This window comes from Polycladomyces abyssicola (genome assembly GCF_018326425.1).
GTDB lineage: Bacteria > Bacillota > Bacilli > Thermoactinomycetales > JIR-001 > Polycladomyces > Polycladomyces abyssicola.
This window is the reverse complement of record NZ_AP024601.1, coordinates 2,077,537-2,097,692: the sequence shown is the minus strand read 5'-3', so window position 1 is coordinate 2,097,692 and position 20,156 is coordinate 2,077,537. Positions and strand designations below refer to the sequence as shown.

Annotated in this window: 26 protein-coding genes and 1 tRNA gene; 20 read left to right on the top strand and 7 right to left on the bottom strand. The window is 53.1% G+C overall.

All coding sequences use genetic code 11. The annotated features are described in order from the left end of the window. Window positions 1–53 precede the first annotated feature (53 nt). From KI215_RS10555 to KI215_RS10545, 3 genes are all read right to left on the bottom strand, one after another. Window positions 54–956, bottom strand: a complete 903-nt coding sequence (locus tag KI215_RS10555) for a DMT family transporter (protein WP_212772695.1) — start codon at window positions 954–956, stop codon at window positions 54–56. A gap of 401 nt (window positions 957–1,357) precedes the next feature. Then, window positions 1,358–2,095, bottom strand: a complete 738-nt coding sequence (locus tag KI215_RS10550) for an NADPH-dependent oxidoreductase (protein WP_212772694.1) — start codon at window positions 2,093–2,095, stop codon at window positions 1,358–1,360. A gap of 23 nt (window positions 2,096–2,118) precedes the next feature. After that, entirely contained in the window at window positions 2,119–2,631 is a 513-nt protein-coding gene (locus tag KI215_RS10545) for a type 1 glutamine amidotransferase domain-containing protein (RefSeq protein WP_212772693.1), read from the bottom strand. 208 nt (window positions 2,632–2,839) lie between these two features. Between KI215_RS10545 and KI215_RS10540 the strand changes: the two genes are divergently transcribed. The 4 genes from KI215_RS10540 (at window position 2,840) to thiI (ending at window position 6,912) form a co-directional block, all read left to right on the top strand. Next, window positions 2,840–3,136 carry a winged helix-turn-helix transcriptional regulator gene (locus KI215_RS10540; RefSeq protein ID WP_212775165.1) on the top strand — a complete coding sequence of 99 codons (297 nt, stop codon included), beginning with the start codon at window positions 2,840–2,842 and terminating at the stop codon, window positions 3,134–3,136. A 294-nt stretch (window positions 3,137–3,430) separates the two neighbouring features. Further along, a complete protein-coding gene (locus tag KI215_RS10535) occupies window positions 3,431–4,453 on the top strand; it encodes a LacI family DNA-binding transcriptional regulator (RefSeq protein WP_212772692.1) in 1,023 nt (340 codons plus the stop codon). A gap of 94 nt (window positions 4,454–4,547) precedes the next feature. Then, a complete protein-coding gene (locus KI215_RS10530; protein WP_212775164.1) occupies window positions 4,548–5,699 on the top strand; it encodes a cysteine desulfurase family protein in 1,152 nt (383 codons plus the stop codon). 13 nt (window positions 5,700–5,712) lie between these two features. Next, window positions 5,713–6,912: a tRNA uracil 4-sulfurtransferase ThiI gene (thiI, locus tag KI215_RS10525; protein WP_212772691.1), complete on the top strand. Its 1,200-nt coding sequence runs from the start codon at window positions 5,713–5,715 to the stop codon at window positions 6,910–6,912. 147 nt (window positions 6,913–7,059) lie between these two features. Here thiI and KI215_RS10520 read toward each other — a convergent pair whose 3' ends face one another. Beyond that, complete coding sequence (locus KI215_RS10520; protein WP_212772690.1) at window positions 7,060–7,341, bottom strand: 4a-hydroxytetrahydrobiopterin dehydratase; 282 nt, start codon at window positions 7,339–7,341, stop codon at window positions 7,060–7,062. A 117-nt stretch (window positions 7,342–7,458) separates the two neighbouring features. Here KI215_RS10520 and KI215_RS10515 point away from each other — a divergent pair, with 117 nt between their 5' ends. The 3 genes from KI215_RS10515 to KI215_RS10505 all read left to right on the top strand — a co-directional run bounded on the left by KI215_RS10515 (window position 7,459) and on the right by KI215_RS10505 (window position 9,915). Beyond that, window positions 7,459–8,118, top strand: a complete 660-nt coding sequence (locus tag KI215_RS10515; protein ID WP_212772689.1) for a TerC family protein — start codon at window positions 7,459–7,461, stop codon at window positions 8,116–8,118. Window positions 8,119–8,227: 109 nt separating this feature from the next. Next, window positions 8,228–8,803 (top strand): YkoP family protein, encoded by a 576-nt coding sequence (locus KI215_RS10510; RefSeq protein ID WP_212772688.1) that lies wholly within the window; start codon window positions 8,228–8,230, stop codon window positions 8,801–8,803. Further along, on the top strand, window positions 8,800–9,915 hold the full coding sequence (locus tag KI215_RS10505; RefSeq protein WP_212772687.1) for an MGDG synthase family glycosyltransferase: 1,116 nt from the start codon (window positions 8,800–8,802) through the stop codon (window positions 9,913–9,915). Before KI215_RS10510 ends, KI215_RS10505 begins: the two co-directional genes overlap by 4 nt. Window positions 9,916–9,985: 70 nt before the next feature. On the opposite strand, the gene KI215_RS10500 is transcribed toward KI215_RS10505, so the two are convergent. Together KI215_RS10500 and KI215_RS10495 are read right to left on the bottom strand one after the other, a co-directional pair. Next, a complete protein-coding gene (locus KI215_RS10500) occupies window positions 9,986–10,825 on the bottom strand; it encodes a metallophosphoesterase (RefSeq protein ID WP_212772686.1) in 840 nt (279 codons plus the stop codon). A 177-nt stretch (window positions 10,826–11,002) separates the two neighbouring features. Continuing rightward, window positions 11,003–11,077: transfer RNA gene (locus KI215_RS10495), tRNA-Gln, on the bottom strand. 164 nt (window positions 11,078–11,241) lie between these two features. On the opposite strand from KI215_RS10495, the gene KI215_RS10490 reads away from it, so the two are divergent. The 13 genes from KI215_RS10490 (at window position 11,242) to KI215_RS10430 (ending at window position 18,916) form a co-directional block, all read left to right on the top strand. Continuing rightward, entirely contained in the window at window positions 11,242–12,387 is a 1,146-nt protein-coding gene (locus tag KI215_RS10490) for a GspE/PulE family protein (RefSeq protein WP_212772685.1), read from the top strand. After that, window positions 12,317–13,357: a type II secretion system F family protein gene (locus KI215_RS10485; RefSeq protein WP_212772684.1), complete on the top strand. Its 1,041-nt coding sequence runs from the start codon at window positions 12,317–12,319 to the stop codon at window positions 13,355–13,357. The genes KI215_RS10490 and KI215_RS10485 overlap by 71 nt, the downstream gene beginning before the upstream one ends. 15 nt (window positions 13,358–13,372) lie before the next feature. Beyond that, a complete protein-coding gene (locus KI215_RS10480; protein WP_212772683.1) occupies window positions 13,373–13,708 on the top strand; it encodes a competence type IV pilus major pilin ComGC in 336 nt (111 codons plus the stop codon). A gap of 2 nt (window positions 13,709–13,710) precedes the next feature. Then, the gene (locus KI215_RS10475) at window positions 13,711–14,175 is read left to right on the top strand and encodes a GspH/FimT family pseudopilin (RefSeq protein WP_212772682.1); all 465 of its coding nucleotides are present in this window, start codon (window positions 13,711–13,713) and stop codon (window positions 14,173–14,175) included. Further along, window positions 14,172–14,543: a type II secretion system protein gene (locus KI215_RS10470; RefSeq protein ID WP_212772681.1), complete on the top strand. Its 372-nt coding sequence runs from the start codon at window positions 14,172–14,174 to the stop codon at window positions 14,541–14,543. Before KI215_RS10475 ends, KI215_RS10470 begins: the two co-directional genes overlap by 4 nt. Further along, the gene (locus KI215_RS10465) at window positions 14,480–15,010 is read left to right on the top strand and encodes a hypothetical protein (protein ID WP_212772680.1); all 531 of its coding nucleotides are present in this window, start codon (window positions 14,480–14,482) and stop codon (window positions 15,008–15,010) included. The genes KI215_RS10470 and KI215_RS10465 overlap by 64 nt, the downstream gene beginning before the upstream one ends. Next, complete coding sequence (locus KI215_RS10460; RefSeq protein ID WP_212772679.1) at window positions 14,976–15,401, top strand: hypothetical protein; 426 nt, start codon at window positions 14,976–14,978, stop codon at window positions 15,399–15,401. Before KI215_RS10465 ends, KI215_RS10460 begins: the two co-directional genes overlap by 35 nt. A gap of 202 nt (window positions 15,402–15,603) precedes the next feature. After that, window positions 15,604–15,789, top strand: coding sequence for a YqzE family protein (locus KI215_RS15980; RefSeq protein ID WP_246512086.1), 186 nt, complete (start codon window positions 15,604–15,606; stop codon window positions 15,787–15,789). Beyond that, window positions 15,786–15,947 carry a hypothetical protein gene (locus tag KI215_RS10450; RefSeq protein WP_212772677.1) on the top strand — a complete coding sequence of 54 codons (162 nt, stop codon included), beginning with the start codon at window positions 15,786–15,788 and terminating at the stop codon, window positions 15,945–15,947. Before KI215_RS15980 ends, KI215_RS10450 begins: the two co-directional genes overlap by 4 nt. Window positions 15,948–16,019: 72 nt before the next feature. After that, on the top strand, window positions 16,020–16,268 hold the full coding sequence (locus tag KI215_RS10445; RefSeq protein ID WP_212772676.1) for a YkuS family protein: 249 nt from the start codon (window positions 16,020–16,022) through the stop codon (window positions 16,266–16,268). Between the two features lie 344 nt (window positions 16,269–16,612). Continuing rightward, on the top strand, window positions 16,613–17,704 hold the full coding sequence (ispG, locus tag KI215_RS10440) for a flavodoxin-dependent (E)-4-hydroxy-3-methylbut-2-enyl-diphosphate synthase (protein ID WP_212772675.1): 1,092 nt from the start codon (window positions 16,613–16,615) through the stop codon (window positions 17,702–17,704). A 102-nt stretch (window positions 17,705–17,806) separates the two neighbouring features. Beyond that, entirely contained in the window at window positions 17,807–18,025 is a 219-nt protein-coding gene (locus KI215_RS10435) for a DUF378 domain-containing protein (RefSeq protein WP_212772674.1), read from the top strand. A gap of 144 nt (window positions 18,026–18,169) precedes the next feature. Further along, entirely contained in the window at window positions 18,170–18,916 is a 747-nt protein-coding gene (locus tag KI215_RS10430; protein ID WP_212772673.1) for a gamma-glutamyl-gamma-aminobutyrate hydrolase family protein, read from the top strand. Window positions 18,917–19,123: 207 nt separating this feature from the next. On the opposite strand, the gene KI215_RS10425 is transcribed toward KI215_RS10430, so the two are convergent. Next, window positions 19,124–20,152, bottom strand: a complete 1,029-nt coding sequence (locus KI215_RS10425; RefSeq protein ID WP_212772672.1) for a cytochrome d ubiquinol oxidase subunit II — start codon at window positions 20,150–20,152, stop codon at window positions 19,124–19,126. Window positions 20,153–20,156 lie beyond the last annotated feature (4 nt).

The window sequence follows — 20,156 nt, the reverse complement described above, 5'->3', positions numbered from 1 at the left end:
CCCGGTATTGTGCCGCTGAATCCCTTTTCAAGTCGTATCAAAAGCTGGCCAGTTCACGGCCAGCTTTTTTCTTTGAGGAGATTCAGTTTTCCCTCGGCTACCAAGATACCAACCAGGATCAGCAACACGCCAACCCACTGCGCAGTCGTAACGGGTTCACCTAGCCACCAGGCGGACAAGCTGACGGCAACGGGCAATTCGACCGATCCGAGCGTGGCGGCCAGTCCCGTACCGATCCTGGTGACACCGGCGGTAAACAGAATCGACGGCAGGATCGTTCCAAAAAAGGCGATCAAGCTGGCCCACTCCACCAAAACGCTGCCCCCCATTCCCTCCAGCAGGAAACGTGGTGGGAACACGATCAGTGTGACAGCAACGGAGCCCGTGGAAATCCACGCACTGCGCCACCAGGGGGAAACGTCGACCGCGATGTGGCCGCTCAGATGGATGTATCCAGTGTAGCAGATGGCCGAAAGCAGAGCAGTGGTGACACCGAAGATGGAGATCGTGGAGGGGAGTGTATCCGTCCATCCGGCGGCCAGCACCGTTCCCGCCAGGATGATCGCCAATGCCCATCGCTGGTTGCGTGCGGGAGGGCGACGGGTGATCCGCCATTCGAGTACCATGCCCATCCACGTAAATTGAAACAACAGTAAAATGGCAAACGAAGCGGGTAAGTCCTGCAATGAAGTGAAATAGAAGACACCGGTCAGACCGCCCAACACTCCGCAACCGAACAAAGCCAGCACCGTGCGTGCGGGTAGTTTCGGCATCTTCCGGGTGGCCGCCAAACAGACGATCCAGATGCCCAATGCACCCACCACCGCCTGGGCGGCGGTCAAATCGGCGGGATGCAATTCGTTGGCATAAGCCATTTTGACGAGTGGCGACAGCAACCCGTAACAAGCGGCGGCCGTCAGTACGAAAAAGCTGGCGATCGAACGGTTGATCCGCATCCGTACTCTCTCTTCTGTTCGCAAAATTGCCGCAAAACGGGATTCCCCCAATGGAGGAATCCCGCTCTGTTTTGTTAGAGGGCGGTAAACCTGTTTTCCTCGGGTGAGTCGTTTTCCCTCTTGCTCTTGCTTTGACAAGTTTAAAGGTCATTCGAGGGAAAACGGACACCCTTCACGAATATCAGACATGCCCTATCAACTCAATATATCACAAAAAGTTGGTTTCCATGCAATAAACGATCAACCGGCCCGATAATCGGGCCGGTTGACGTTCCAGGTACAGAGGTGAAGGAGGTGTAACTCAAACCGATGCGGCAGGGCATCTTCCCTGAAGGAGACGGCGGGAAATTGCCCTGACATCTTAACAGACGGCGCAAAGGGTGCAAAGGTTGCAAAGATGATCAATTATATTTGAATCCCTGCTGGTCCAAAGTCGGACGAACCTTGGGATAGTAGATTTTGTTGTAAAAGGAGGAGACGGTTTGCGACCAGTTGCGGTCGCTTTCCCCGCCAGTACGTTGACGCATGTATTCGGCCATCGTTTCGTCGTACTGCCGGATCAGATCCAGCTGATCCCGGTTGTAGGTTTCTTGATGGATGACCGCTTCCCGCGGGAGACGGGGTTTTTGTGCCGATGGATCGGCAGGGTGACCGATCACCAATCCGGAGACGGGAAACACGTACTCGGGCAGATTCAACAGTTTGATCACTTCATCCGGATTTTTCCGAATCCCGCCGATGGGGACGATCCCCAATCCCATCGACTCAGCTGCCGCGGCAGCATTTGCCAGGGCGATTCCCACGTCGGTTGCACCGACGATAATCGATTCGATGCTGTTTGTGATGGCGAGTTGCTCGCCGTTGGTTTCCGCAGCCAGTTTGGCCCGGTAGAAATCCAGGCAGAATACGAGAAATACCGGAGCTTGGTCCACCCAGACTTGGTTGCCGACGAGCTGGGAGAGTTTCCGTTTCCGTTCTTTTTCCTTGACCACGATCACTATAACCTGTTGACCGTTAATCGAGTTGGGGGCCGCTTGAATAGCACGGAAAATGTGATCCAGCTGTTCATCGGTTACTTCCTGGGAGGTGTAGCTGCGAATCGAACGGTGTTGCGTGAGCGTTCGAATCACGTCATTCATCTTTCAGACAACATTCCTGTGGGTTATCGGCTTGCCAAAACATCAAGCGAAGCACGGGTGAAAGCGTCCAGGTCATCCGGTGTCCGGCTGGTGACCAATCCACCGTCCACGACCACTTCTTCGTCAAATACTTGCGCACCGGCATTTCTCAAATCGATTTGGATCGAGGTGTAACCGGTCACCCGACGGCCTCGCAAGACCTCAGCGTTAATCAGCAGTTGCGGACCATGGCAGATGGCGAAAATCGGTTTTTCCAAGTAGGCAAATTTCCGCGCAAATGCCACGAAACGCTGATCCGCCCGCAGGATATCGGGGGAGAATCCACCCGGGATAAACAACGCGTCAAAGTCTTCCGCTTTTGCATCGTCCACGGAAAGTTCAATCTTCTGTTTGCCACCGTACAATCCCTCTACGGTGCTCCCTGCTTCCGCTCCGACCAAAGTCACCTTGTGGCCAGCTTTTTTGAAGGCTTCCGTTGGCACCTCAAATTCTTTGTCATGGTACATGTTGCCTAAAACGACCGCGATGTTTGCCATGTATTGTGCCCTCCTTACGCTTTCTTTCAGTTAGACACTTACATGATATACCTATTGCAGACTTTTTTAAAGTAGTGATTTTCTCTACACATAATTTCGATCAGGATATATAATTTCCAATAGAAAAGTAATAGGAGTGATCGGGATGGAACAGACCAAGTCAGCACCGCACAAACAAGAGGTGTGTACGGATCGGGATGTGGAGTGGATGCAGTGTTCAGTGGAAGAAGTGTTGGATGTAATTGGAGCCAAGTGGTCATTTCTCATTTTGCGCGATTTGATTGAAGGGCCCAAGCGGTTCGGTGAATTGCTGCAATCGCTCAAGGGAGCCAGCCCCAAAACCTTGTCCGTCCGCTTGAAGGAACTGGAACGGCACGGGATAGTCACTCGCACAGTATATCCGGAGATACCGCCCAAGGTGGAATATGCATTGACGGAAAAAGGATTGGATCTGAAGCCCATTTTCCGTGAAATGAAAAAGTGGGGTTGTAAATGGTTGAAGTAAATGACTCAACATTCGTGTGATAAATGGGGATGGGAGCTCTCTGTTTTATTCATCTGCGCAGACGGTTGCACAAACACCGGTATGAGAGGGACAGCTGGGTTAACAAATCGCTCGCGACGATTCGAGAAGCGCAGGACTGAAATCGCGGGCAATTTTCTCCAATCAGAAACGTACTGTGCCCGCGTCCTGCGCTACCGGTTCGGAGCGGTCATGATGGCAATGGCCAAACTTCGCATCCGATCGTGTATAATGAAAACGATTGCGCACAAGCTGAGAAATGAAGGGGATATCGTCATGGCTACCATCAAGGATGTCGCCAAAAAAGCGGGCGTGTCGCCGTCGACGGTTTCACGCGTGATCGCAGGAAGCAACCGGATCAGCCAGGAGACGAAAGAGCGCGTGCGGCGGGCGATGGAACAGTTGGGATACGTACCTAATGCAATCGCCCGGAGTCTGGCCCGCAGTAACACCCATACAATCGGATTCACAATGTGCCGGCGGGAGGACCAGGTATTTTCCAACCCGTTTTTCCCGGAAGCGATCCGAGGGATGTCCGCGGTGGCACAGGAGAAGGATTACAACATTTTGCTCTCGATCAGCCTGACCCCGGAAGAAGAGTTGAAAAAGTGTTTGCAACTAGTACGTGAGCGTCGGGTGGACGGGCTGATCCTATCCACTTCGCGGGTACGTGACCCGTTGATCGAAGCGCTGGTGAAAGAAGACGCCCCATTTGTCGTGATCGGGCGCAGTGCGGATCAGCCTGTCCGTTCCGTCAACAACGATAATGTCAAAGCAGGGTATCAGGCAACGCTGCACCTGTTGGATCAAGGGTATCGCCATATCGCGTATATCAGTGGACCACAAAATTTGGTGGTCAGCGTGGACCGGTTGACCGGGTATAAACAAGCGCTGATTGAGCGAGGTATCCCGGTTGTGCCCGAACGGATCGAGGTGGCGGAGATTTCGGAGGAGGGCGGAACCCAGGCAATGTATCATTTACGAGAGAAAGGGGTGCCGTTTGATGCCGTGGTGGCGGCGGACGACTTGCTTGCACTCGGTGCTCTTCGCTTTGCTCATGAGCAGGGGGTTCATGTGCCTAATGAGCTGGGCATTGTCGGCTTCAACGACACACCGATCATGTCATATACCCATCCGCCGTTGACCAGTGTCCGCATCCTTTCCTATCAATTGGGTGTTGAAGCGATGGAATTACTGCTGGAGGGATTGGAACACCCCGAAAAAGCGCAAACCAAAAAAGAGATCCTGTTGCCGTCGGAACTGATCGTGCGCAAGTCCAGTTGCCCCGATCGTCCGTAAGGTGTAAGCTAATAAAATGACCCATGGAAACAAGCTGCGGAGTTCACGGACCCGGTACGGGGGGAATGCGGACGTGAGCGAAAGGATGAATGAGATGGCCTATTTGGACAATAGCGCCACCACCCGGACTGACAATCAAGTGGTGCGGGTGATGGTTGATGTGATGAACAACATATATGGAAATCCCGCTTCGCTTCACGGGCTGGGCGCCAAGGCAGAACGACTCGTCACCCAGGCCCGTGAAGCGACGGCACGCACTCTGGGTGTTTCCCCTGGGGAGATCGTGTTCACCTCCGGTGGAACGGAGGGGAACAATACGGCGATCAAAGGTGTGGCTTTCCAATACCGTGATCGTGGTCGCCACCTGATTACCACCCAGGTGGAGCATCCTTCCGTCTATGGTGTGTGCAAGCAATTGGAAGAGTGGGGTTGGCGTGTCACCTATTTGCCGGTGGATGCGCACGGCCGGGTGCGTCCTGCGGACGTAGAGAAGGCCGTCACCGACGAGACGGTATTGGTTACAGTCATGCACGTTAACAACGAGGTGGGAACCATTCAGCCGATCGCTGAGATCGGGGCACTGCTGAAACGCCATCCTAAAGTTTTGTTCCATGTGGATGCGGTGCAGGCGTTCGGCAAAGTTGACGTGCGGCCCAAAGAATGGGGCGTGGATCTGATGACCCTGTCCGGACACAAGTTTCACGGGCCCAAGGGTGTGGGATGCCTCTACGTCCGGGAGGGGGTGTCATTAGCACCGTTATTGACAGGCGGTGGACAGGAAGGCGGACTTCGTTCCGGGACGCACAATGTCCCCGGTATCGCCGGTTTTGCCAAAGCGGCATTGCTGGCCAAAGAGCGGCAACCGGAAGCGGTTCGCCGTTGGGCGCGTTGGAAAGCGAGCCTGATCGAACAGGTGATGAGTCGGGTGGAAGGTGCCCGGGTCAACGGCGATCCTTCTCCTGAAGGCAGTGCGCCTCATATTGTCAGTTTCTCCTTCCCGGGACTGCGCTCGGAAGTGATCGTGCACGCATTGGAAGAAGAAAACGTGTTCGTTTCCAGCAAATCAGCCTGTTCTTCCAAAGGGGAAAAACCGAGCCGCATCCTGTTGGCGATGGGGCTGGATCCGGCTGCTGCAGTTGGTTCAATCCGCATCAGCATGGGGTATCACACCACGGAAGAAGAAGTGGAACGGTGTGCACAGGCACTGTGTAAAGTGGTTCCCCGATTGCAAAAGATCATGACGTGAGGGTGCGACGCAAATGGGATACGATGTGCTTTTAATACGGTATGGAGAATTGGCGTTGAAAGGAAAGAACCGGTCTGATTTTGAAGACCGACTGTTGCGGAATATCCGCAACAAGTTGAAAGACTTTCCGGACGTAAAGGTGAAAAAGACATATGGCCGCATGTTGGTGGAGCTGAACGGACAAGCATATCCGCCCGTCGTGGAGCGGCTTCAGGAAGTTTTCGGTGTTGTCGGGGTGAGCCCGGCTAAGCGCGTCCCCACAGAGCTGCAGGCGCTCCAACAAGCAGCTGTGGCACTGATCCGCGAGCAGCCAACGCAGCCTGCTACTTTTAAGATTGCCGCCAAGCGAAGCATCAAATCGTTTCCGCACAAATCGATGGAGTTGAACCATCTGATCGGCGGTTACGTATTGAAAAATGTGGACGGGATCAAAGTGGATGTCCATCAACCCGAGATCACCGTTCATGTGGAAGTGCGCGCCGAAGCAGCTTATGTATACGGTGATGACATTCCGGGCCCAGGCGGGTTGCCCGTGGGAGCCAGCGGTCGGGTGGCTCTACTTTTGTCAGGCGGGATCGATTCACCGGTGGCGGGATATCTGGCGTTGAAACGCGGAGCCGAATTGCAGGCGATCCACTTCCATTCGTATCCGTTCACGAGTGAACGTGCCAAACAGAAGGTGATCGACCTGGCGCAAATTCTGACCCGCTATGGGGGAAAAATCCGTCTGCATGTGGTGCCGTTCACCGAAATTCAGACGCAGATCCGGCAAAAATGCGAAGAGTCGTATTCGGTAACGGTGATGCGCCGGATGATGTTCCGCATCGCTGAGCGAATCGCTCACAAGGAAAAAGCACTGGCGCTGGTCACGGGTGAAAATCTCGGCCAAGTGGCCAGTCAGACACTGGAGAGTATGTACACGATCAACCACGTGATTCGGATGCCGGTCCTGCGCCCCGTGGTCGGTATGGATAAACAGGAGATCATGAATATCGCCAAACGGATTGGCACCTATGAAACCTCCATTTTGCCTTATGAAGACTGCTGTACCGTTTTTCTTCCCAAATCACCAAAAACCCGTCCGGATTTGAACGCGACGGAGCGGACGGAATCCAATCTCGACGTGGAACGGTTGGTGCAGGAAGCAGTCGATGCGACGGAAGTGTTGGACCTGTCACCGGACAAACGGGAGGAAGAGTTTACGTTTTTCTGACCGATACGGGAAATTTCGCTAGCGGCTCACCCGGCTCAACCGGATATAGCAGGTCACGACTTAAAAAAGCACAGGACCCGTTTCCTTCCTGGATGGAAACCATGGCTGGAAACGGGTCCCCCAAACGTTGATACCATGATGTTTTGTTCATGATTGCATCAGTTGCTCAATTCGCTCGATCAACGCGACGTCGCGCTGCGTTACGCCGCCGGTATCATGCGTGGTGCAGGTGACAGTGACATTCCGATAGCTGATCAGCATGTCCGGATGATGATCGTGGCGCTCGGCTTCTTCCGCCACACGTACAGCAAAATGGACACCGTCCATATAAGCGGGGAAAGAGAACGTTTTGACCAGTGCCTCATTCTCCCAACGCCAACCCGGAAAACGGGCCAGCGTATTTTCGATTTCCCGACGGGACAGTTTCATGATCAGGTTCCCCTTCCTTTCCCATTGTAGGGTGCAACACTGTCTCAGTTTATGATATCGTATGGGGGGAATCTATCCAAGTATAAACCTTGCAAGACAGGAAGGAATGGAGTTGGATTGGATACACAATTTTGGATTGGATTTATCAATATCATCATCCTCGACTTGGTATTGAGTGGGGACAATGCCGTCGTCATCGGTATGGCGGCAAGAGCGCTCCCTGAAAAACAGCGGAAAAAAGCGATCATCTTCGGTACCAGTGCCGCTATTGTACTTCGCGTCGCTTTGACCGGTATAGCCGCCTATTTGTTGAATATCCCGTTGTTGATGTCCATCGGCGGATTGATCTTGCTGTGGATTGCGGTGAAACTGGTCACCGAGGAGGATGACGAGACGGAAGTCCATGTTGGCCGGGGATTGAAGGAAGCGATCAAAACGATTATCGTCGCCGATGTCGTGATGAGCTTGGATAATGTTCTGGCGGTCGCGGGAGCGGCGCACGGCGATTTTTGGTTGGTGCTGTTCGGCTTGATGTTAAGTATCCCCATCATCATGTGGGGGAGCCGGATCATCGCCGTGATGATGAATAAACTGCCATGGCTGGTGTATGTTGGCTCCGCCATTTTGGGATATACAGCCGGACAGTTGATCGTGGAAGATCCCATCATCCATCAACTGTTCGTCGAGTCCGTTTCTGCTTTGTCCTGGGCAGTACCGCTCGCTTTGGCTCTGTTGGTCGTGATTGCGGGTGGCGCGCTCAAACGTACCGCCAAATGAAAAACGGTTTGCGTTCCGCAACTGCGGAGCGCTTTTTTTGTGTGTGCATGCCGTTTGCGTCCCCGATCCATACTAACAAGGCATAGTTCGAATCGGAGGCGTTGGTGGGATGAGTGGCGGTTTGTTGTCGGCTTGGCGTTTGTGGGATCAAGTGTATTATCACTGTACCCGCTTGCAGTACGTTGACAGGGAAAATCAAAACATGTTTCGTGTGGTGATCAAACCGTATCACGGACCGACACTGACGACGTCCGACGGGGTGGTTTTACATCGGGGAGACTGGTATGCCAAATTGCATTTGCACAATTGCTTGTTGGCACACATATTGCGTCGTCATGAGGGAGATGACGTCAAATTGGCGTTGAGGGTGCTGACCGAAGTACGCCAATCTCTCCCCACATTGGCGCGTTTCGTAGCTGATCACCCGCGATCGGGTCAAATCCGGATATTGATGGGAACCACATTTTTGCACCGGGGATCGCAACACTTGGGGTTTGACGTGGCGGATGTGCCCGGCAATTGGTATGTGGCATATAAAACCTGTTTTTTTAAATTCATTTTATCCAACTGCCATCCCGAAGGGTGGAAACGGCTGAAAACGGGCAATGGCCCCTTGGTCCCCAAACGGGTCTACATTTCCAAAGCGCGCTTGTTACAGCGTTATCTTGATGGTGAGGAGCCATGACGGACAAAGTGTTGATTTTGACGGAGCAGATCGGCGGCAATGGCCATTTCAAAGCGGCACAAGCCATTCAAAAAGGGTTGGCGCACACCGCTCCCCAGCTCCAGACGGAAATCGCTTGCGGTATGCCATTGGTCAACCCTTCTCTGGAGCAGATGGTCCGCAAATGTTATCTCCACACCTTGCAGTATGCGCCACATCTGTGGGGAGCGGCATACCGCAGAGAAGGGGAACTGAGTCACTGGTTCAAAACACCGCTGGGGAAAGTAGTGGCCAAGCGGCTCAAAGACTGGGTCGAACAAGTACAACCCCGTGCAGTGGTTTGTACACATGCGTTATGTTTGAGTGCGATGGGCAGAATCAAGGGACGGATGAAACGGCCGTTCGCATTGGGTGCAGCCATCACCGATTTCGATGTCAACGGTTTTTGGGTTGACCCCGCTGTCGATTTTTATCTGGTGGCCCATGAACGGGTGGAACAACGCCTGCGTCAACGTTTTGGCATCACTCCCAGCCGGATTCATGTCACGGGCATTCCCATTGACCCTGCTTTTTCCGTGCAACAACCGGCCAAGTCCGAGCTTCGGCAGATGCTGGGGCTAGATGGCCAGCGTTTGACGGTGCTGATCATGGGCGGGGGCGTGGGCTTGGGTCCGATGGAAGCGTGCTTGACATCATTTTGTCGCGATTGGCCAGAGGTGCAGTTGGTGGTCGTGACGGGAAAAAATGAATCCCTGTTTCGACGGTTGACCGATCGTTTCGGCGATGCGGACCAGGTGCGCGTGTTGGGATTTGTGGATCGGATGGCACAATGGATGAATGCGTCCGATTGGATTGTGTCCAAACCGGGAGGGTTGACCAGTTCCGAAGCGTTGGCAGCCGGACTACCGTTGGTCATTTGCCGTCCGATCCCCGGCCAAGAGGAGCGGAACACTCGCTTCCTGCTGCATCAGCGGGTGGCGGTTCGCCAGGACTCTCCTTCCGCCATTCCGCGACAGATGCAATCTATGCAAACAGAAGATGCTCAATGGTTACGAATGCGTACGAAAGCCCTTGAGCTGGGAAGACCGGATTCTGCCCTGCGGGCGGCGGATGTGATCCTGAGTATCATGTAGAATCATTCAAACGAAAAAATCCCACCCATGCCGTAAGAACACGGAATAGGTGGGAATCTGATCGTATCGTTTATGATGCATCCACGGTCGGTGTATTCAAGGTGTGGAACGTAATCTCCGGACGGGACCGCAGGCGGAGATTGAGGGCCGTCTGCCCCAGTCCTTCGCTGATGTAGTATGCGCGGTTCTGGTAAAAATGCAGACCGCGGAAGATGCGAAGATGAGGAAGTTGTCCCATTTTTTTCAGATGGTACGGTTTGGGCCAGTGAATCTGTCCGCCGTGAAAATGACCGGAAAGCAGATAGTCAAACGAATAATCGGCCATCTCCAGTACAATGTTGGGATCGTGTGTCAACACGAGGTTGATGCCGTCCGGGACATTTTGGTAGGCGCGGGCCAAATCACTGCGCCCGGTGTAATGATCATCCACACCGATGATGTTGAGCCGAACGCCGTCTTCCAACTCCAGTGTACGGTGTTCGTTTTGCAGTACGGTGCAGCCGCGCTTCTCCATCTCTTTTTTCAACTGGGGTAAAAGTTTTTCGATGCAATAATCATGATTGCCAAATACAGCGTACATTCCGTAACGGGGATTCAAAGAAGCCAAAACATCCATATATTCTAGAAAGCGGTTGGTCATCCGCGGAGTGTCCAAATAATCGCCCGTCAATGCGATCAAGTCGATATTCGTATCCCCGATTTGCGCAAGCAACGCTTGGGGAGAAATCGACAGCTTCTCCATGTGCAAGTCGGTTAAATGGAGAATCTTCAATGGAGAAGAGAGAACCGGGCGAGGAATTTGTAGGTTCACATGTTTCACCATCGGTTTGTACGTGTTTCGACGGGCGACGATCCACAGCGCAACGAATGCCGTCGCTATGGCGCCCCCGATCCATGCGATGATGGACATGTTCACAATCACCACCCTCTACGTTTCCCGACTCTTTTCTAGCATACTGGCTCTACCTCCTCCCGTCCATAGTAAATGAAGGAAAGAAACCGTCAAATCACGGGGTTTCACCCAATGATTCACCAATTGTTCCAAAAGATAGCCCCCGAGCGCTCAGCGTCTCGGGGGCTTCTGTCATGGCTGGGGAGGCAGGAATCGAACCTGCGCATCACGGAGTCAAAGTCCGTTGCCTTACCGCTTGGCTACTCCCCATCACATATTGAGAATCGAAGGTCACTCTTCACTGGCTGTTAATGGATATATTGCCGCAGTGAAGGTATTTTTATACGACAATAAATGTCGACAAAAAGAGGAAAATGTTGAAATTTGTAGAATGGTAGGAGGTGCATGGGTATAAAAGGGTGAGGTGGTGGGAGATGGATATTCCGGCATCGATTGCGAAATTGCTGGAGCGGGCGATTGACATGCGAGCCAGCGATATCCATGTGGAGCCACAGGGGGACGGTTTGCGCATCCGGTTTCGAATCGACGGATTTTTGACGGTGATCGATCGCATTCCGTCTGAGTGGATGTTACGATACGTGTCCCGCTTAAAAGTGATGGGCCATTTGGATATCGGGGAAAAACGTCTGCCCCAGGATGGGGCGATGACGATCCGACATCGGGGTGAAAAGGTGGATGTGCGCATATCTACGATGCCAACCGTGCACGGGGAAAAGGTGGTTCTCCGTTTGTTGCGCGACCGTCCTGACGGATGGCTGTTGGCCGAATTAGGAATGGACGAGCCGGAGCTGTCCCGTGTGACGCGTTTGATTGCCCGACCGCATGGATTGATCGTGGTCACCGGTCCGACCGGTGCGGGGAAGACGACGACGTTGTATGCGATGTTACGCGAGTTGAATCGTCCGGAGACCAATATCGTGACATTGGAAGACCCGGTGGAGTATCAGATGCCAGGGGTCAACCAGATTCAGATCCACCCGAAAGCGGGCTTCACTTTTGCTGCGGGTTTGCGCGCCGTACTCCGCCAAGATCCCAACGTGATCATGGTGGGTGAAATACGGGACAGAGAGACAGCGGATATTGCTGTGCGTGCAGCCATGACCGGACATCTCGTGTTGTCAACCCTGCATACCCCGGATGCGCTGAGTTCCATCACCCGTCTGCTCGATATGGGGGTAGAGCCGTACCGGGTGGCGGCCACGCTGATCGGCGCCGTCGCCCAGCGATTGGTTCGGCGGGTTTGCGGTTCATGCGTAGGCGAAGGATGTCCGGATTGTCAGCAGACAGGGTATCACGGGCGAACGGGAGTGTTTGAAGTGGTCACGGTGGATGAGTCATTGAGTCGCGGCATTGCGGAAGGATGGCCATCGGAACGGATGCGGAAACATCTGTTGCACCGGGGTGTGCGTACCATCGCCGACCATGTGAAGGAACGGGCAGCAGCTGGTATCACGACGTGGGAAGAGTGTCTTCGGGTGGTGGAGTACATTGAGGAAATGGAAGTGGACGGCGGAACGGTTGGCGATGTTCAGTCGGACGCTCGCTCACCTGCTGGATAGCGGATTCCCGCTGTTGCCCGGCATTGCGATTCTGGCGGAACAACGGGTGATCACTTCCGCACAGGCCGAACGGATCCGGCAAAAGTTGAATGAAGGAGTCAGTTTCTCACAAGCCTTGCGGGAAGAAGGGATGCCACCGCTTTTTCTATCGTTCGTCAGTGCGGCGGAAGAGCACGGAGATTATGGGCAGGGGTTGCATCAGTGCGAAGCGTACTATCACGAGCTTGCGCGCAGGAGACGGGAAATCGGGCAGGCCGTGATCTATCCCGTAATCGTGTTCGTTTTGGTGATTCTTTCGTTTCTTTTTCTGATCACTACTGTCATTCCGCGATTTGCGGTCTTATATGAAACAATGGGTTTGGAATTACCCCCGTTCACGGTCGGAATGATTCGCCTCTATACCTGGCTGAATGATGCTCTGGTGTGGGTGGTGTGGAGTGTTGCTCTCTTGAGTGTGATAGGGATCGGTTTGCGCATGCTGCCTTCCCGGGGACGTACACCGTGGATCGAACGGCTAGTTCGATTGCCGATGGTTCGGCGGATGTTTCGCTATCGTTTTACACACTATTTTTCCATTCAGCTGGGATTGTTGCTGAGGGCGGGCGTTCCGCTCTTGCGCGCATTGGACATCATGCGGGAGTTGACACCATGGTGGTCGTTAAAGGCATCCATTGACCGGGTTCGATCTTGCTTGTTGTCGGGAGAATCCCTGCACAATGCGTTGAAACACGGTGGATCCGATCTGTTATTGCCGACGCTTTCCCAATGGGTCGCTCTGGGAGAGGAAACCGGGCGACTGGATCAAGCCCTGTTGTCGATGGCCAAGGGAACGGAAGTATTGATGCATGAACAAATTCGCCGATTTACACGAAGTTTGGAACCCGTACTCATCTTTTGCATCGGTCTCATGATCGCTGTCACGGTGATGGCGCTGTTTTTACCAATGCTACAGCTGGTGAAAGCCATATAGAAGGGATGTGGACGCATGCGTTCCCCGATCGGGAACCAACGGGGATTCACCTTGGTGGAAATGTTGGTGGTGCTGTTCATCATCGGCGTGATCATCGCCATCGCCTTACCCAACTTGAAATCGGCCGGAGAAAAGGCGCAGGCCCGGGCGTGTCAAGCCAACCGACAACTGATCGGCGCTCAGGCGGACAATTATTACCTGGAGATGGGAAAATACCCTCCCAACGTGGCGGAATTGAAAAAAAGAGGGTATCTCAGAACAGAACCCGTATGCCCCGCCCACGGCAAATATACGATCCAACCGGATGCACCGCCGGAAAAACGGGTTCGTTGTTCGAAACATGGTGAGTAGCCATGTGTTTGATGCTTGGGCGGACATCCATCCCCGGGAAGGAAGGCGGATGGACTTTGTTGGAGATGGCATTGACTCTGGCATGTATCGGTCTGTTGGCCGCGTTGGCATTTCCGGCCGCGGCGCAAATCGGGGAACGGGTGGATCGGGAGATGACTTTGTCCCGCCTGCAATCGGATTTGCGTATGGCACAGCGGTGGGCGGTGAGCCGCGAACGGGAGGTGGTTGTACAAGTGATGAAAGATGGTCGACATTATCGAATTCTCTCCGGTTCCACCGTATGGAGGACGGGTGAAGTGCCGCGAAGATACCGACTGGTCAGCAACTATCCGGGCGGTCGTCTAGAATTTCATCGAAGCGGGCAGGTGCGGGGTGGAACGATTCACCTGATGGAGGGAAACACGGTCCGGGGAAAGGTGATCGTCCAGGTGGCGTCGGGGCGTGTCCGTGTGGAGACGGTACCGTGAAAAAGTTTGGCGTTGAACGCGGTTTCACATTGGCAGAGGTGTTAACCGCGCTGATGATTCTCGGTTTGTTGGCTGTTACGGCCATTCCGGCATTTGCCGAGTTGCGAATCCGACAACAGGTGCAGGATGAGCGCTTTGAAGCCGTTCAGTTGATACAGGAACAAATGGAACGTCTCCAACGGGAACGGGTTGTGCCGCCGGTCAACAGGACGATGGAGATGAGCCGCGCTGGGACGATGTTTCGGGTCACTCTCCACAAAAAGTGGATTCATTCCCGTTTGTTGGAGTCGGAAGTGGTGATACGATGGCGGGACTTTCGGAAACAAGAACAACTTCTTCGTCTGCGCGCCCGTCAGTTTATGCCCTGAAGCGGCAAGCCGGATTTACTTATGTGGAAATGGTAGTGACAACGGCGTTGTGGATGTTGATGCTCCCGATCGTGTTTACCCTTGCGTTTACAGTCGAATCCTCGCTGAAAAAACAGATCGGCCGGGAGCAGTTGCAGATGGAAGCCAATGCGTTTGTCAGTGATATCCGGGATGAAATTCGGGGAGCGGTCAGGGTTCGTTCTGGAACGGACGGTGCTTTGTGGTTGGAGCGCCCCGAAGGGAGTATCGTGCGTTACCAGCTGAAAAAACGGCGGGTCATCCGGAATGTTCGTCATCCCGGTGAGCGTTCCTTCTCCGGGACGACCGTTCTGCTGCACGAAGTGTATTTTCTTTCTTTCGTTCCGGTGGAAGACGGAGTGAAGGTGGAGGTGGGACTGCAAAACTGGTATGCCGACGAAGAAGTGGTTACGTTTGTTCGATGTCGCTCAACTGCAGACAGTCCGTAGTCGGCAAGACGGCTTCGCGTTGCCGGTGGTATTGGCTGTGACGATGACGCTATTCCTGTTGCTGACCGCTGCTGTGAGCAGCTTGTCCGACAACAGGGACGATACGATGTGGCAGTGGGAAATGACGCAGGCGCAGTATGCGGCGGAAACAGGGATTGCCCGGATTCAGACGATGCTGGCCGAGCGGAGAACCGTTCCAGAGACCCTGTCTTTTAACTGGGATGGGACGAAAGTGCAGGTTCGGGGCCAACCGGGCCCGTCCGGTTATTGGAACGTGACGGCCGTTGGAGAGCGGAAAAACGGAGTCGTCCAAACCGTCCGCGCTGTGCTGGAAAACCGGAGATGGACCATCGTCCGATGGGAACGATTACCAACGTCGTCGACACGCTGATGCGAACTTGACTGTCCTGCCGTACAGAGACTCTCATTCGACGGGCCAAGTAAATGCGATTTTGCCGACTGGAAAGTGGAGATCACTGGGCCAAACGCTAATGAAGTGGCAGCGGAAATGGAACAGCCAGTGGTGTCGGGAGATAGACTCGTGTTTAAACACGCCCCCTTGCGGTCATGCTAAGACCGTGGGGGGTGTTGTTTTGTCTTCCAAAGATTTGATACGCATGATGTTGGAACGGATGATCTGGTATGTGGAAACACCGAAGCAGGAACGCAAACAATTGCAGAAAAAGAAAGAGCCGTGGACTTTACGATGGTTTGGCATGCTTCCCATTTCGTTGAGCATGATGATGAACAAGCGAAAGGAACGGATCAGGAGATCATGAACACGTATGATCAAAGCAAGGAAAGTTACCGATTGATCAACCTGGAAGATCGTCCTGATGTGATGCGGACGATCTCACAGGCGGAACAAGAGTTACACCGCTTACTGCAGCAGGACGTCGCATTAGTCGCCTACGTTCGTCAGGCTGATTCGTTATAACGGATCCGAAAATCACCCGCATATCACGGGGCAGTATGTGAAAACCTATGGTCCATGAAGGAGGTGTCCGTCATGGCGAAACGCATCGCTGTGGAAGATGATTTGAAACACGTACAAGAATATCTGCGTCACAATGGTTATGAAGTCGTTCCGTTGAACGCGTCGACTCAGCTTGACACTTGCGATTGCTGTGTGATTTCAGGTGTGGACAAAGATGTGATGGGAATGCAAAACATTGACACGGGCGCACCGGTGATCAGTGCCAAGGGACAGACGGTGGAAGAAGTGTACCGTGCAGTCCAGGAACGTGCGGGAACCTGATACAACACTTCATGCTGTGAATAGCTCAGGTTGACAAACGTCTTCTTCCAGCCAAGCGACCAGGTGTGTCTGGTATTAGGGATTGATGGAGACACCTTGGTGGTCTGTTTGAATAACTTAATGACCGTTTACATGGAGCCAAAGGCTCTTTTAGGTTGTTGACAAATTGCGCGTGTTCCGAAATCGCATGGTGATCACGTAGTCATCAGACCCGGGGAGCCAAAAGGCTCCCTTTTCGTCTGTCTGAAATATGGTATACTCGTATAGGTGGAATGTAGAGAACTCATCCATTATTGTCATAACGCCATCATTTGAGGGATCGATACAAAGGAGCGATCAGATCCATGTTCCATCGAACGGAAACCAGACCCGTTAAAGTTGGGAACATCCAAATCGGCGGGAATGATCAAGTGGTCATTCAAAGTATGACCACCACCAAAACGCACGATGTCAAAGCAACAGTGGAAGAAATCAATCGACTGGCGGAAGCGGGTTGCCAAATTGTCCGTATTGCGGTGCCGGACATGCGGGCTGCGGAAGCCATCCCGTTGATCAAAAAAGAAGTAAACGTGCCGTTGGTGGCGGACATTCATTTTGATTACAAATTGGCGTTGAAAGCGATTGAAGGCGGGATCGACAAGATCCGGATCAACCCCGGTAACATCGGTCGACGTGAAAAAGTGGAAGCCGTGGTCAAGGCTGCAAAAGAACGGGGCATTCCCATCCGGATCGGAGTTAACGCAGGTTCATTGGAAAAACGGATTTTGGAGAAATACGGCTATCCGACCGCAGAGGGAATGGTCGAAAGCGCCCTCTACCATATTGGCATTTTGGAAGAGCTCGATTTCCACGACATCGTCGTATCGCTCAAAGCGTCTGATGTGCGTCTCGCGATCGAGGCTTACAAAAAAGCGGCTGAAACATTCCGCTATCCGCTCCATCTCGGTATTACCGAATCGGGCACATTGTTCTCAGGCACAGTAAAAAGCGCCGCCGGCTTGGGTGCGCTTTTGGCGATGGGGATCGGCTCCACCATTCGGATTTCCTTGAGCGCTGATCCGGTGGAGGAAGTGAAAGTAGCGCGGGAATTGCTCAAAGCTTTCGGATTGGCCGCCAATGCCGCTACGTTGATCTCCTGTCCCACTTGCGGGCGCATTGAGATTGATTTGATCAGCATTGCCAATGAGATTGAGGAATACATCTCCAAAATTCAAGCACCGATCAAGGTGTCCGTCTTGGGTTGCGCGGTCAACGGTCCAGGGGAAGCCAAAGAAGCGGACATTGGGATCGCCGGTGCGCGCGGAGAGGGATTGTTGTTCCGGCATGGAAAGATCATCCGCAAAATCCCGGAAGAGAAAATGGTGGAGGAACTGAAGAAAGAGATTGATAAGCTGGCGGAAGAGTATCGCAAACAGCAAACAGAACAAGGTGCTTAAGTTTCTTCTCTTACGAACTCCGGAATTCCCGGAGTTTTTTTGTTATACATCCTTTCAAATATTGAAATACTGAAGCTGAATTGGTAAAAAGGAGGAAAAACGGTGGGGCGCTTGGCTTTCATATTGGTGATTGTCGGTGCTTTGAACTGGCTGCTGGTCGGACTGTTTCAATGGGATATGGTTTCCGCCATCTTTGGAGGAGACGCCACGCGCGAATCCTCGATTGTCAGTCGGATCATTTATAGCCTCGTGGGGTTGGCGGGAATTTACTCCATCAAATACTTGTTTGAAGATCGGGCACCCGTACGTCAAACAGAATAAATGGGAGTCTCACAACACCGAACACACCCGGTGTTGTTTTTGTTTTGAACGGTTATTCCTGCAGTACAGTTGCCGCTTGTTGATGCGTATATTGAAACAGCAACTGAATGGGTTATCCGGATCGAATCAAAAGGGGGAGGAAACATGAGGCCGTTGATCGGGTTGACGATGTCCCTTAAGGAAGAACGGCGGCAGACGTTGTCTCGGGATTACAGCGATGCGGTCCGAAACGCGGGAGGAACACCTGTGGCGATTCCGTACTGTAATGATCCGGAGGCTGTATCTGAGATGGCAAGTCGTTTAGACGGTTTGGTGTTAACCGGTGGAGGGGATATCGATCCATCGTTGTTTGGGGAAGAGCCGTTACCCGGACTGGGAGAGATTGTGCCGGAACGGGATCGCATGGAGACGGATCTGGTCTGTCTTTTATTGGAAAGGGATAAACCGCTTCTGGCTGTCTGTCGGGGATGTCAGATATTGAACATCGCTGTGGGAGGAGACATGTATCAAGATTTGTATACCCAACGCGACGGTCTGCTTCAGCATCGTCAGCAATCGCCCCGTCACCATGCCACACATGCGATCCAGCTCGTGGAAGGCACCTTGTTGCATCGTTTGGCTCAGGCGGATACTGTCCGGGTTAACAGCTTTCATCATCAAGCCGTTCGCAGAGTTCCCTCTCCGTTGCGGGTTGCCGCACGGACGGTCGATGGTGTGATCGAGGCAATCGAAAGCGCGCGACACCGGTTTGTCGTGGGTGTACAGTGGCATCCCGAATGCATGGCAAAGACGGACGCTTTTTCCCGGAGATTGTTTGAAGCATTGGTGGAAGCAGCGGAACGTCGCTTCGGTCGGAGCGGAAAAGGTGGTGTGATGTCCGTGGGAGAATGAATCCTAGTGGAGGACGACGTCCCGTCACCATCCTCTTGCGACCTCTTTCAGAGTGTGTCGGGTAATTGGATCAAGCGCAACAGATTTTCAGGTGAGTGCCCAGGTTAAACATCATTGATCTCTTTCTAACCGGTCCCCCCAACCGTGCTGCCGTGAAAAGCAGGAAACCGCCCAACGGTTGAACCAGCCGCTGTAGAGCCCCCACCTTTAAGAGTGAGGGCCTCCTTTTTCACCGCGGACGTATTTTGCATTGAACAGAAACAACCGCAACAAGAGATACAATGATGGAACGAGCAAAAACAGGCCCGCAATAAACGCCGTCACCAACGCCACTCCCATCGTGGAGTTGGTCAATGCGGAGTGTATCGTCACATACGGGTACAACAGGTACGGCAGGTGGGAGATACCGTAACCATAGAAAGCGAATGCATACTGCAGCATGACGAGGACGAACGCCCATCCCAACGCTTTACGCTTCCAGATCAGGGTGACCGCTCCGAGGAAGCAGCCCAGGGATAAGGCAAACATCCACCACAGCTCCATGGTTTTGGCAAAATGCTGGGGATTGTGCTGAGACAAACCCACAAAGACGAGAAAACTGGCCAAAATCGTCGGTCCGCTCCAGGCGAGTGCATATTTGCGCAACAGTTCCATGGCGGGACGGTCTTCTGCACGGTGTGCATAAAACGTCAGGAAGCTGGCACTGATATAGAGTACACTTACCAAGGCGAGAAAGACGACTACCCAGGAATACGGGCTGGTCAACAGCCGATCCGGCAAAAAGATGACATCATCGCCTTCTTTGCGGATGAACCCCCCTTCGGAGATGGTCAATACTGTAGACAGAGAGGCGGGGATAAACAACCCGGTCGCACCGTACAGAAACAGATACAACCGACTCTTCCGCGCTCCGTAGTTGGCAAAGGCGTAAAACGAACCACGGATCGCCAGCAACAAGAGGGCGATTCCGCCGGGGAGTAGTAAGGCGGTTCCGTAGTAATACGCTGTTTCAGGAAAAAAACCGACCAATCCGACGAAAAAGAACACCAGAAACACGTTGGTGACTTCCCATACAGGGGATAAATACCGGTCGATGATCTTGTTGATGATGTGTTCCCGTTTGGTTACCGCACTGTAATAGGAAAAAAATCCAGCTCCAAAGTCGATGGACGCCACGATCAGATAGCCATACAGAAAAGTCCACAGCACCATGATCCCGATCCATTCCAGATGCACGGTC

Bases quoted from the DNA above. Each gene is read 5' to 3' on its own strand.
- KI215_RS10555 (WP_212772695.1), bottom strand. From the start codon at position 956: ATGCGGATCAACCGTTCGATCGCCAGCTTTTTCGTACTGACGGCCGCC.
- KI215_RS10550 (WP_212772694.1), bottom strand. From the start codon at position 2,095: ATGAATGACGTGATTCGAACGCTCACGCAACACCGTTCGATTCGCAGC.
- KI215_RS10545 (WP_212772693.1), bottom strand. From the start codon at position 2,631: ATGGCAAACATCGCGGTCGTTTTAGGCAACATGTACCATGACAAAGAA.
- KI215_RS10540 (WP_212775165.1), top strand. From the start codon at position 2,840: ATGCAGTGTTCAGTGGAAGAAGTGTTGGATGTAATTGGAGCCAAGTGG.
- KI215_RS10535 (WP_212772692.1), top strand. From the start codon at position 3,431: ATGGCTACCATCAAGGATGTCGCCAAAAAAGCGGGCGTGTCGCCGTCG.
- KI215_RS10530 (WP_212775164.1), top strand. From the start codon at position 4,548: ATGGCCTATTTGGACAATAGCGCCACCACCCGGACTGACAATCAAGTG.
- thiI (WP_212772691.1), top strand. From the start codon at position 5,713: ATGGGATACGATGTGCTTTTAATACGGTATGGAGAATTGGCGTTGAAA.
- KI215_RS10520 (WP_212772690.1), bottom strand. From the start codon at position 7,341: ATGAAACTGTCCCGTCGGGAAATCGAAAATACGCTGGCCCGTTTTCCG.
- KI215_RS10510 (WP_212772688.1), top strand. From the start codon at position 8,228: ATGAGTGGCGGTTTGTTGTCGGCTTGGCGTTTGTGGGATCAAGTGTAT.
- KI215_RS10505 (WP_212772687.1), top strand. From the start codon at position 8,800: ATGACGGACAAAGTGTTGATTTTGACGGAGCAGATCGGCGGCAATGGC.
- KI215_RS10500 (WP_212772686.1), bottom strand. From the start codon at position 10,825: ATGTCCATCATCGCATGGATCGGGGGCGCCATAGCGACGGCATTCGTT.
- KI215_RS10490 (WP_212772685.1), top strand. From the start codon at position 11,242: ATGGATATTCCGGCATCGATTGCGAAATTGCTGGAGCGGGCGATTGAC.
- KI215_RS10480 (WP_212772683.1), top strand. From the start codon at position 13,373: ATGCGTTCCCCGATCGGGAACCAACGGGGATTCACCTTGGTGGAAATG.
- KI215_RS10475 (WP_212772682.1), top strand. From the start codon at position 13,711: ATGTGTTTGATGCTTGGGCGGACATCCATCCCCGGGAAGGAAGGCGGA.
- KI215_RS10465 (WP_212772680.1), top strand. From the start codon at position 14,480: ATGGCGGGACTTTCGGAAACAAGAACAACTTCTTCGTCTGCGCGCCCG.
- KI215_RS10450 (WP_212772677.1), top strand. From the start codon at position 15,786: ATGAACACGTATGATCAAAGCAAGGAAAGTTACCGATTGATCAACCTG.
- KI215_RS10445 (WP_212772676.1), top strand. From the start codon at position 16,020: ATGGCGAAACGCATCGCTGTGGAAGATGATTTGAAACACGTACAAGAA.
- ispG (WP_212772675.1), top strand. From the start codon at position 16,613: ATGTTCCATCGAACGGAAACCAGACCCGTTAAAGTTGGGAACATCCAA.
- KI215_RS10430 (WP_212772673.1), top strand. From the start codon at position 18,170: ATGAGGCCGTTGATCGGGTTGACGATGTCCCTTAAGGAAGAACGGCGG.